The 11,484-nt window shown below is 73.8% G+C and carries 9 protein-coding genes; 2 read left to right on the plus strand and 7 right to left on the minus strand.

The window, feature by feature from the left end:
* Positions 1-28 precede the first annotated feature (28 nt).
* Both AF335_RS29495 and AF335_RS29500 read left to right on the plus strand, forming a co-directional pair.
* On the plus strand, positions 29-4,795 hold the full coding sequence (locus AF335_RS29495) for an ATP-dependent helicase (RefSeq protein WP_228773601.1): 4,767 nt from the start codon (positions 29-31) through the stop codon (positions 4,793-4,795).
* 77 nt (positions 4,796-4,872) lie between these two features.
* On the plus strand, positions 4,873-5,679 hold the full coding sequence (locus AF335_RS29500) for a DNA-formamidopyrimidine glycosylase family protein (protein WP_102921692.1): 807 nt from the start codon (positions 4,873-4,875) through the stop codon (positions 5,677-5,679).
* A 186-nt stretch (positions 5,680-5,865) separates the two neighbouring features.
* Here the strand turns inward: AF335_RS29500 and AF335_RS29505 are convergent, their stop codons facing one another.
* The 7 genes from AF335_RS29505 to AF335_RS29535 form a co-directional block, all read right to left on the minus strand.
* Positions 5,866-6,150 (minus strand): hypothetical protein, encoded by a 285-nt coding sequence (locus tag AF335_RS29505; RefSeq protein ID WP_102921508.1) that lies wholly within the window; start codon positions 6,148-6,150, stop codon positions 5,866-5,868.
* Between the two features lie 433 nt (positions 6,151-6,583).
* Entirely contained in the window at positions 6,584-7,054 is a 471-nt protein-coding gene (locus AF335_RS29510) for a Dps family protein (RefSeq protein ID WP_102921509.1), read from the minus strand.
* Positions 7,055-7,219: 165 nt separating this feature from the next.
* Positions 7,220-7,603: a helix-turn-helix domain-containing protein gene (locus tag AF335_RS29515; RefSeq protein ID WP_086566431.1), complete on the minus strand. Its 384-nt coding sequence runs from the start codon at positions 7,601-7,603 to the stop codon at positions 7,220-7,222.
* A gap of 109 nt (positions 7,604-7,712) precedes the next feature.
* Entirely contained in the window at positions 7,713-8,258 is a 546-nt protein-coding gene (locus AF335_RS29520) for a CinA family protein (protein ID WP_102921510.1), read from the minus strand.
* Positions 8,255-8,905 carry a CDP-diacylglycerol--glycerol-3-phosphate 3-phosphatidyltransferase gene (gene pgsA, locus AF335_RS29525; RefSeq protein WP_102921511.1) on the minus strand — a complete coding sequence of 217 codons (651 nt, stop codon included), beginning with the start codon at positions 8,903-8,905 and terminating at the stop codon, positions 8,255-8,257. Before pgsA ends, AF335_RS29520 begins: the two co-directional genes overlap by 4 nt.
* The gene (gene rimO, locus AF335_RS29530; RefSeq protein ID WP_102921512.1) at positions 8,902-10,389 is read right to left on the minus strand and encodes a 30S ribosomal protein S12 methylthiotransferase RimO; all 1,488 of its coding nucleotides are present in this window, start codon (positions 10,387-10,389) and stop codon (positions 8,902-8,904) included. The genes pgsA and rimO overlap by 4 nt, the downstream gene beginning before the upstream one ends.
* Positions 10,390-10,528: 139 nt before the next feature.
* Entirely contained in the window at positions 10,529-11,380 is an 852-nt protein-coding gene (locus AF335_RS29535; RefSeq protein ID WP_376697893.1) for a helix-turn-helix domain-containing protein, read from the minus strand.
* Positions 11,381-11,484: the final 104 nt, after the last annotated feature.

An 11,484-nucleotide genomic window follows, 5' to 3' on the forward strand; every position in this document is an offset into this window, starting at 1 on the left:
GTCAGTGGTGCGGTGCACGATGGGGTGCATGGCGGACGACGTGGCGGCGGGTACGGCGGCGGATGCGGTGGGGGGCCCGGCCGAGGGCCTCGCGGGGTTCTCCCCCGCGACGCGCTCCTGGTTCACGGGGGCGTTCACCGCGCCCACGGCCGCGCAGAGCGGCGCGTGGCGGGCGATCGGCCGGGGTTCCGATGTCCTGGTGGTGGCTCCCACGGGTTCGGGCAAGACGCTGGCCGCCTTCCTCGCCTCCCTGGACCGGCTGGCGAGCACCCCGCCGCCCGCCGAGGCCAGGAAGCGCTGCCGGGTGCTCTACGTCTCCCCGCTCAAGGCCCTGGCCGTCGACGTCGAGCGGAACCTCCGCAGCCCGCTCACGGGGATCCGGCAGGAGTCCGTGCGGCTGGGGCTGCCCGAGCCGGAGGTCCGGGTGGGGATCCGGTCCGGCGACACCCCGCCGGCGGAGCGCAGGGCGCTGGTCACCCGCCCCCCGGACATCCTGATCACCACCCCGGAGTCCCTGTTCCTGATGCTCACCTCCGCCGCGCGCGAGGCGCTCACGGGGGTGGAGACGGTCATCCTGGACGAGGTGCACGCCGTCGCCGGCACCAAGCGGGGCGCGCACCTCGCGCTGTCGCTGGAGCGCCTCGACGCCCTGCTGACGCGCCCGGCCCGGCGCATCGGCCTGTCCGCGACCGTCCGGCCGGTCGACGAAGTGGCCCGCTATCTGTCACCGCAGCGCAAGGTCGAGATCGTCCAGCCGCCGTCCGGCAAGGAGTTCGACCTCTCGGTGGTGGTCCCCGTCGAGGACCTCGGGGAGCTCGGCGCCTCACCCGTGCAGGAGGGTGACGCCAAGGAGAAGCCGTCCATCTGGCCGCACGTGGAGGAGCGGATCGCCGACCTCGTCCAGGCGCACCGCTCCACGATCGTGTTCGCCAACTCCCGCCGTCTCGCCGAGCGGCTGTGCAACCGGCTCAACGAGATCGCGTACGAACGGGCCACCGGCGAGCCCCTGCCCGAGCACCACTCCCCCGCGGAGCTGATGGCCGAGTCCGGCGCGGCGCGGGGGGCTCCCCCGGTGCTGGCGCGCGCCCACCACGGCTCGGTCTCCAAGGAGCAGCGGGCGCTGGTCGAGGAGGACCTGAAGGCCGGCCGGCTGCCGGCCGTCGTCGCCACCTCCAGCCTGGAGCTGGGCATCGACATGGGCGCGGTGGACCTGGTCGTCCAGGTCGAGTCGCCGCCTTCGGTGGCCTCCGGGCTCCAGCGGGTCGGCCGCGCCGGGCACCAGGTCGGCGCGGTCTCCACCGGTGTGGTCTTCCCCAAGTACCGCGGCGACCTGGTGCAGGCCGCCGTGGTGACGGAGCGGATGCGCGCGGGGGCCATCGAGGCGCTGCGGGTGCCCGCCAACCCCCTGGACGTCCTGGCCCAGCAGATCGTCGCCATGGTGGCGGTCGACACCTGGGAGGTGGATGAGCTGCTGGCCGTGGTGCGGCGCGCGGCCCCCTTCGCCGCGCTCCCCGAGTCCGCCTTCACGGCCGTGCTCGACATGCTCGCCGGGCGCTATCCCTCCGACGCCTTCGCGGAGCTGCGGCCGCGCCTGGTCTGGGACCGGGTGGCCGGCACTCTCAGCGGCCGCCCCGGGGCCCAGCGCCTCGCCGTCACCTCCGGCGGCACCATCCCCGACCGCGGCCTCTTCGGTGTGTTCCTGGCGGGCGCGGAGTCCGGGAAGGGTGCCAAGGGCGGCCGCCGCGTCGGCGAGCTGGACGAGGAGATGGTGTACGAGTCGCGGGTGGGCGACGTCTTCACCCTGGGCACCACCTCGTGGCGGATCGAGGACATCACCCGCGACCGCGTCCTGGTCACACCGGCACCCGGGGTGCCCGGCCGGCTGCCGTTCTGGAAGGGCGACCAGCTGGGCCGCCCGCTCGAACTGGGCCGGGCGCTGGGCGCGTTCCTGCGGGAGGTCGGGGGCCTTGCGCCCGAGGCGGCGCGGGAGCGGCTCACCGCGGCCGGTCTCGACACCTGGGCGGCGGACAACGTCCTCGCTTATCTCGCGGAGCAGCGCCAGGCTTGCGGCCATGTGCCCGACGACCGGACGGTCGTCGTGGAGCGCTTCCGCGACGAGCTGGGCGACTGGCGGGTCGTCGTCCACTCCCCCTTCGGCGCGCAGGTGCACGCCCCGTGGGCGCTGGCGCTCGGCGCCCGGCTCACCGAGCGGTACGGCATGGACGCCCAGGTGATGCACGCCGACGACGGCATCGTGCTGCGCCTGCCCGACGCCGATCTGATGGGCCTGGACCTGCTGGACGCCGACCCCGCCCGGCAGGGCGCGGAGTACGACGCGGAGCAGTCCCCCGTCGGGGCCGCCGACGTCACCTTCGACCAGGGCGAGGTCGCCCAGCTCGTCACCGACCAGGTGGGCGGCTCGGCGCTGTTCGCCGCGCGGTTCCGGGAGTGCGCGGCCCGCGCCCTGCTGCTGCCCCGCCGCAGCCCGGGCAAGCGCACCCCGCTGTGGCAGCAGCGGCAGCGGGCGGCCCAGCTGTTGCAGGTGGCCGAGGAGTTCGGTTCGTTCCCGATCGTGCTGGAAGCCGTCCGCGAGTGTCTCCAGGACGTCTTCGACGTGCCCGGGCTGACCGAGCTGATGGGCGACATCGAGGCCCGGCGCGTCCGGCTGGTGGAGGTGACGACCCCGGAGCCCTCGCCGTTCGCGCGCTCCCTGCTGTTCGGCTATGTGGCCCAGTTCCTGTACGAGGGCGATTCCCCGCTCGCCGAGCGCCGGGCGGCCGCCCTCTCCCTCGACTCGCGGCTCCTCGCCGAGCTGCTGGGCCAGGCGGAGCTGCGGGAGCTGCTCGACCCGGAGGTGCTGGCCGAGCTGGAGCGCGAGCTCCGGTGGCTGACCGACGACCGGCGGGCCAAGGACGCCGAAGGCGTCGCCGACCTGCTGCGCCTGCTCGGCCCGCTCACCGACGCCGAGCTGGCCGAGCGCGGCGCCGATCCACGGTGGGTGCGGGAGCTGGCGGGCGCGCGCCGCGCCCTGGGGGTCCGTATCGCCGGGCGGGACCACTGGGCCGCGATCGAGGACGCCGGGCGGCTGCGCGACGCCCTGGGCACGGCCCTGCCCGTCGGCGTTCCCGAGGCGTTCACGGAGCCCGTCAAGGACCCGCTCGGCGATCTCCTCGCCCGCTACGCCCGCACTCACGGGCCCTTCACGTCGGCGCAGGCCGCCGCCCGCTTCGGGCTCGGCCCCGCCGTGACCGACGGGGCCCTCCAGCGTCTCGCGGCGAACGGCCGGGTCGTCCAGGGGGAGTTCCACCCCTCCGGCATCGGGCAGGAATGGTGCGACGCCGCTGTCCTGCGCAGGCTGCGCCGCCGTTCCCTCGCCGCGCTGCGGCACGAACTGGAGCCGGTGCCGCCCACCGCGCTCGCCGCCTTCCTCCCCCAGTGGCAGCACGTCGGCACCCACAGCCTGCGCGGCGTGGACAGCCTGGTGCGTGCCGTCGAGCAGTTGCAGGGCGCGCCGGTCCCGGCCTCCGCCCTGGAGAAGCTGGTGCTGCCCGCACGGGTGGCGGACTTCTCCCCGGCGATGCTCGACGAGCTCACGGCGGCGGGCGAGGTCGTCTGGGCCGGGGCGGGCGCGCTGTCCGGCAAGGACGGCTGGGTGTCGCTGCTGCTCGCCGATACCGCGCCCCTGCTGCTGCCCGGCCCGCACCCGCTGGAGCTCTCGCCGGTGCACCGCGCCGTGCTCGACGCCCTGTCGGGCGGTTACGGCCTGTTCTTCCGTCAGATCGCCGACCGGGTGCGCGCGGAGTCCCCCGAGAGCACGGATCCGCAGATCGCCGACGCCGTCTGGGACCTCGCCTGGTCCGGCCGGCTCACCAATGACACCCTCGCCCCCCTCCGTGCCTATCTGGGATCGGGCCGGACGGCGGGCTCCACGGCGCACCGCGCCAAGCGGGCGGTGCCGCGTGGCCGTTACGGCTCCTTCGGCGCCCGCGGCGGGGTCCCGCTGCGGCCCGCCGCGTCCCGGGGCGGGCCGCCCACGGTCGCGGGCCGCTGGTCCCTGCTGCCCGCGCACGAACCCGACCCCACGCACCGGGCCCACGCCCTGGCCCGTACGCTCCTCGACCGGCACGGCGTGGTGACCCGGGGAGCGGTGGCGGCCGAGGGCGTGGAGGGCGGATTCTCCGCCGCGTACCGAGTGCTGTCCGTGTTCGAGGAGAGCGGGCAGGCCCGCCGGGGGTACGTCGTCGAGGGCCTGGGCGCCGCGCAGTTCGCCATGGACGGCGCGGTCGACCGGCTGCGCGCCGTCGGCTCGGCGCGCGAGCGCGCGGGCGGCGGCACGTTCGCCGAGGAGCCGGGCGCTCCTTCCTGGGACGGGCCCGGGTCCGCCCGGAAGCCCGCCCGTCGGCGGGCCGTCGTCCTCGCCGCGGCCGACCCCGCCAACGCCTACGGCGCCGCCCTGCCCTGGCCCGAGCCGCCCGCCGGGGCGACCCACAAACCCGGTCGCAAGGCGGGCTCCCTCGTCGTGCTCCTCGACGGCGCCCTCGCCCTGTACGTGGAGCGCGGTGGCAAGACCGTCCTCGCCTGGCCGGCGGAAGAGGGCGACGAGGCGCCGGAGGCCGACGCCGGGCTCAGGGAGGCGGCGGGCGCCCTCGCCGACGCCGCCCGCGCGGGCGCGCTGGGCACCGTCACGGTCGAGCGGATCAACGGCTCCCCCGCGCTCTCCTCGCCGCTGGGCACCCTGCTGGAGGCGGCGGGCTTCCACGCCACCCCGAGGGGGCTCCGCCTGCGGGCCCCCTGACCGCGCCGCCGGGGCCCCGTCCCGGCGAGCCGCGAGCCGGTGCCCCGGCCCGTACCGGCGGCGGCATCATGGTCGGCATGCCCGAAGGAGACACCGTCTGGCGCACGGCCCGCCGCCTCCACGGCGCGCTGGCGGGCGAGCCGCTCACCCGCGGCGATCTGCGCGTCCCCCAGCTCGCCACCGTCGACCTGGCCGGCAGACGGGTCCTCGAGGTCGTGCCCCGGGGCAAGCACCTGCTGACCCGCTTCGAGGGCGGCCTCACCCTGCACTCGCACCTCAGGATGGACGGGGCCTGGCACGTCTTCGCCCCGGGCGAGCGGTGGCGGGGCGGGCCCTCCCACCAGATCCGCGCCGTGCTCGCCAACGCCTCCCACACCGCCGTCGGCTACCGCCTGCCCGTCCTGGAGCTGGTGCGCACCACGGACGAGGGGACGGTCGTCGGCCATCTGGGCCCCGACCTCCTCGGCCCCGACTGGGACGCCGCCGAGGCGCTGCGCCGTCTGCTCGCCGACCCCACGCGGCCGCTCGGCGAGGCCGTGCTCGACCAGCGGAACCTCGCGGGGATCGGCAATGTCTACAAGTCGGAGCTCTGCTTCCTGCTCCGTGCCTCCCCCTGGCTGCCGGTGGCGGGACTACCGGCGCCGGAGCGGCTGCCGGCCCTGGCCAAGAGGCTCCTGGAGGCCAACAAGGACCGGCCCACCCGCATCACCACGGCCGACCCCCGCCGGGATCACCAGCTGTGGGTCTACGGCCGCGCGGGGCGGCCCTGCCGCCGCTGCGGTACCGCCGTGCGCACCGCCGGCCAAGGCGGGCCGGGGCAGGAACGCCCGACCTACTGGTGCCCCCACTGCCAGCCCGAGCACGCCGCTGAGCCGCCCGGGTGACGAGGCACGGCCCGCAAGCCCGCAGCCCGCAAGCCCGCAAGCCCGCAGCTCACGGCCCGCAGCTCACGGCTCACGGCTCACGGCTCACGGCTCACGGCTCACGGCTCACGGCTCACGGCTCACGGCTCACGGCTCACGGCTCACGGCTCACGGCTCGAAAAGAGGTCCGGCCCGCCCGGGCACGGCTCACGGCGCGGGCGGCTCGCTCCGCCTCCGGGTCATGAGGACCGCCGTGGCCGTCCGCACCGCCCGGGACACCCGCCGGGGCCGGCGCCGCGTCCACGGCACGCAGTGCACGGGCAGCAGGCTCAGGCCCCAGCCGCCGGCGACGACAAGCGCTTCCACGGCCCCGCCCCCGCCCGGCTGTCCGAGCATGCGCAACGCGGCCCACCACCACAGACCTCCCAGGACGAGCGCGGCACCCGGTCGCCCGTACGACCGGCAGCGGCCCCAGAAGTCACGCCGGATCATGGCTGCCTCCTTCGGCCGACGGTAGACCGGTCGCCCGTCCCGTGGGAGAGCGCACCCAGGTCCGCGGACAGCGCACGACATAGCCGTACGCGCCCCCTGAGAACCCCGGGCCCCAGGGGCGCCGGGCCGCCACACCGCCGCACCGCGCGACGCGTCGGCCGGACGGACCGTCACACGGCGGAGCCTGCTCGCCCTCCCCCGCGGTCGGACGGATCACGAAGCCCCGGTCCTGCCCCCAGGAGAACGCCGCGACACCACCGGCGCCACCCGAGCGGCCGGGAACGCCCGGGAACGGCCCGGACGAAGAAATCCCCCGGACCACGAGGGTCCGGGGGATTCCCGCCACACGAAGCCGACCACCCGAACGTTCGGCAATTCATTCGTTCGAAGGATCGAGGGCCCACAATCCGGCCCACCGGAGCGACTCGTCACATCAGGCGTTCTCCGCCTGGAACATCCAGTGATGCTTCTCCAGATCGCCCGTCAGGCCGATCAGAATGTCCTGGGTGACCGGGTCCGGGTCACCGGTGACCTGAATGCGCTCGCGCATTCGAGTGATAACGGCGCCGAGCGCGTCGACCAGGATCTGCACCGCTCCGGTGTCCTTGTTCCAGCCGTCGCCCACCGGGGCGATGCCGCTGGTCTTGGCGACCGTCTCCGCCCGGCCGTCCGGCGCCGTACCGAGGGCGGAGGAGCGCTCGGCGACGGTGTCGGCGTGGATCCGCGCGCTGGCGACGACCTCGTCGAGCTGGAGGTGGACCGATCGGAAGCGTGGCCCCACCACGGTCCAGTGAACCTGCTTGGCCACCAGCGAGAGATCGACCAGGTCGACCAGGGCGCCCTGGAGGGCGTCACCGACGGTCTTGCGGTCCTGCTCGGACAGCGGGCTCTTCACCACAGACATCCGCTTCTCCTGTTCGCATGTCCAGTCCGTTCATTTGCTCCCGGTTTCCTCCACCATCGCACAAAGGTGGCGAAGGGGGCGGAAACGCCAGAATCCCGGTCAGACATCCGACCGGGATCCTCGACGGGAAACACCTGTTTTCCAGACTGCTCTTCCTGACCGCCGTCAGGCCGCGACCACATCCACGGCCTCCGCGGGAGCCTTGATGGTGACTCGCTCCCCCGGCACGCCCGTCACGGACGTCACGGACACCGAATTGAACATAGGCCGCATCGGCGCGGGTACCGGCTCGCTCGCCGCCGCCGACTGCGCCAGCTCGGCGAGCGACAATTCATCACTCACCTCACGCATGACCTCGGACATCCGAACGTCCAGAGCGTCGCAGATTGCGGAGAGAAGCTCGGAGGACGCCTCTTTCTGCCCCCGCTCGACCTCGGAGAGGTAACCGAGCGAGACCCGGGCGGAAGAGGAGACCTCGCGCAGAGTGCGGCCCTGGCGCTGGCGCTGCCGACGCAGCACGTCACCCAGCAGGCGACGGAGCAAAATCATCGGTGGCTCCCTCCTTGGACCGCGAATCCGGATCCTTCACGCCCCACCGTACCGCCTCGGGCTCCGGCCGTGCGGGGAGCTATGTCGTGTTCACTCAGGGCTGCAAACATCAATTCCCCCCGTTGTGTTCCGTATCCTTTGCGCCCACGTTTTCTGTCAGTTCGCCCAGCAGCAGTTCCAGCACGGCTTGTACGCTTTCCGCCCGGATCCGCGCCCGGTCGCCGTCCAGGGACAGCTCCCGTACGGCCGTCGCGCCGGCCGGTCCCGCCGCGGCGACGAAAACCGTCCCGACGGGCTTGCCGTCCTGTGCGTCCGGCCCGGCGACGCCGGTCGTGGCCACGCCCCAGTCGGCGCCGAGCAGCGCCCGGACGCCCCGCGCCATCTGCCCGGCGACCTCGCCGTCGACGGCGCCCCGGGCGGCCAGCAGCCCGCCGTCCACCCCCAGCACCTCGCGCTTGACCTCGGTCGCGTACGCGGTGACCGAACCGCGCACCGCCCGGGACGCGCCCGGCACCGCGGTCAGCTCGGCCGCCACCAGCCCGCCGGTCAGCGATTCGGCGGCGGCCACCGTACGCCCCCGGTCGACGAGGACCCGCAGGACCTCGGCGGCCGGGGAGCCGGCGGCACCGGCGCCCTCGCTCTCCGCCGCGCTCATCGCACGGCTTCCCGGCCCGCCCGCTCGCGCTGCGCGGCCAGACCGGCCCGGCGCAGCACGATCGCCTGCCGTACGTAGTCGAGGCCGGTGACCACGGTCAACACCACGGCCACCGCCATCACCCAGAAGCGGGCAGTGGCCAACGGCCCGGTCAACGCGAGGATGTACATCCCCACGCCCACGCCCTGCGCGAGGGTCTTCATCTTGCCGCCGCGGCTGGCCGGGATGACGCCGTGCTTGATCACCCAGAACCGCATCAGCGTGATACCGACCTCCCGGAAGAGGATCAGGCCGGTGACCCACCACCACAGCTCGCCCAGGGCGGACAGGCAGATCAGCGCCGCGCCCATGATCGCCTTGTCCGCGATCGGGTCGGCGATCTTGCCGAAGTCGGTGACCAGGTTGTACATCCGGGCCAGATGCCCGTCGAACAGGTCCGTGATCATGGCAACGGCGAACGCGGCCCAGGCGAAGGAACGCCAGGCCGGGTCGTAGCCGCCGTTGTGGAGCATCAGCAGGACGCACCCGGGCACCAGGAGCAGCCGGATCATGGTCAGGATGTTGGCGATGTTCCACAGCCCGGCCGGGGGCCGCACGGCCGTCGCCGGGGCGTGGCCTCCTGCGGCGGAGGCCGGGGCTCCGGTCATCTGCGCGCCTCCTCGGTACACCCTTCGCCGCCCAGCGGCTCGGCGACGAGGTCCACGCCCTCGGTCGCCACCACCTTGGCCACGACCATGCTGCCGGGTGCGAACGTCCGGTCGGTGCGGATCATGACCTGACCGTCGGTCTCGGGCGCCTGGTGGGCGGCCCGGCCGAGCACACCGTCCTCCTCATCGACACGGTCGACGAGTACCTCCATGGTCTCTCCGAGGCGCTCCTCCGCGCGCTGCGCGGTCAGCTCCTCGGCGAGGCGCGAGACCCGCTCCAGCCGCTCCGCGACCACCTCGGGGTCCAGCTTGTCGTCGTAGGTGGCGGCCTCGGTGCCGTCCTCGTCGGAGTAGCCGAAGACGCCGATGGCGTCCAGCCGGGCCCCGGCGAGGAAGCGCTCCAGCTCGGCCACGTCCTCCTCGGTCTCGCCGGGGAAGCCGACGATGAAGTTGGAGCGGGCGCCGGCCTGCGGCGCCTTGGCGCGGATCTGGTCCAGCAGCTCCAGGAAGCGGTCGGTGTCGCCGAAGCGGCGCATCGCGCGCAGCACGCCGGGCGCCGAGTGCTGGAAGGAGAGGTCGAAGTAGGGCGCGATCTTCTCCGTCGACGTCAGGACGTCGATCAGGCCGGGCCGCATCTCGGCCGGCTGGAGGTAGCTCACGCGGACCCGCTCCAGGCCGTCCACGGCCGCCAGCTCCGGCAGCAGCGTCTCCAGCAGCCGGATGTCGCCGAGGTCCTTGCCGTACGAGGTGTTGTTCTCGGAGACCAGCATGATCTCCTTGACGCCCTGCTCCGCGAGCCAGCGCGTCTCGCCCAGCACATCGGAGGGGCGGCGGGAGATGAAGGACCCGCGGAAGGACGGGATGGCGCAGAAGGAGCAGCGCCGGTCGCAGCCGGAGGCCAGCTTCACGGAGGCGACGGGGTTGCTGCCCAGCCGGCGGCGGAGCGGCGCCCGGGGGCCGGAGGCCGGGGCGAGGCCGTCCGGCAGGTCGGCCGGCGGGGTGTCCTGGGCGTGTCCGGGCAGGGCGACCTTGCCGGCCTCGCCCGCGCCCTGGCGCTCGGCGGGGCTGATCGGCAGCAGCTTGCGCCGGTCACGGGGGGTGTGGGAGGCGTGGACGCCACCGGAGAGGATGGTCTGGAGCCGGTCGGAGATGTCGGCGTAGTCGTCGAAGCCGAGCACTCCGTCGGCCTCGGGCAGCGCCTCGGCGAGCTCCTTGCCGTACCGCTCGGCCATGCAGCCGACGGCGACCACGGCCTGGGTACGGCCGTGGTCCTTGAGGTCATTGGCTTCGAGCAGGGCGTCGACGGAGTCCTTCTTGGCGGCTTCGACGAAGCCACAGGTGTTGACGACGGCCACATCGGCTTCGGCGGCGTCCTCGACGAGGTCCCAGCCATCCGCCGCCAAGCGGCCTGCCAGCTCCTCCGAGTCCACCTCGTTACGGGCGCAGCCAAGTGTGACAAGAGCGACGGTACGGCGTTCGGGCATAGGGCTCAGCCTACTTTGTCCCGGGGCCGTATCGGTTGCCGAGTGTGCACCAGTACCGAGAGGATGGTCACCCGACGGCGTGCCGCTCCCGGTTTCGGCGCCCGCTCCGTCGCTGGTCAGCCGCCGACGGAGGCGGGGATCAGCCCTCCACGGGGTCACCCTTGGTGTAGCTCAGGCGCTGGACCTGCCCGTCGTCGCCCAGGTTCTTGACCTCCTTGCCGTTCACGAACAGCTGTACGGCTCCGGCGTTGCCCAGGACCAGGTCGATCCGCTTGTTGTCGGTGAAGGTCTTGGAGTCCCCCCGCTTGAGGACGCCCTCTTCCAGCAGCTTGCCGTTGTGGTCCTTGGCGGACATCCAGGTCTGGCCGTTGTCGGCGGTGAGCTTGACGGTGACCTTGTTGGCGGGCACGCCGGCGATGGCGCTCTCGGACTGCTCGGGCTTGGGGTCGGCGGGCTTGCCGGGGTTGGTCTTCTTGCTCGGGGTCGTGGACGGCTTGACGGTGGCGGGGTCCGCGGCGACGGAGCCGCCCGAGTCCTTGGTCCCGCCGTTGAAGAGGGTGAAGCCGACGAAGCCCACGACGGCGACGATCGCCGCGACCATCGCGGCCGTCCAGTTGGGGCGCCGGGGCTCGGGGCGGATGCGCTCGGCGTCGAAGAGCGGCGCGGCCGGGGTCGGCGAGGGGCGCCCGCCGTGCTCCGCGGCGTACTGCACGAGCAGCGGGGCGGGGTCCACTCCGACGGTCCGCGCCAGCACGCGGATATGCCCCCGGGCGTACACATGGCCGCCGCACCGCGAGAAGTCGTCCTGTTCGATCGCATGGACGATCGGCACACGGACGCGGGTGCTCGAACTGACCTCTTCGACGGTCAGTCCTGCGCTGATACGAGCCTGCTGGAGGGCCCGGCCGACGGACGGCCGGTCGTCCGCGGGAGTGTCGTCCGCGGGAGGGTTGCCGAGGGACACGTGGGCGCCTTTCGAGCGTGCAGCCACCTGCTGGAGGTTCAGTCTAGGGGGGATACGAAAGCGTCGGGCAAGCGGGAAGCCGGACTTTGTACGCCATCAGATGGTTCTACGGCGCCGACGGTGGGACATCG

The organism is Streptomyces eurocidicus (genome assembly GCF_002891295.1).
In the GTDB taxonomy this organism is placed as follows: Bacteria; Actinomycetota; Actinomycetes; order Streptomycetales; family Streptomycetaceae; genus Streptomyces; species Streptomyces eurocidicus.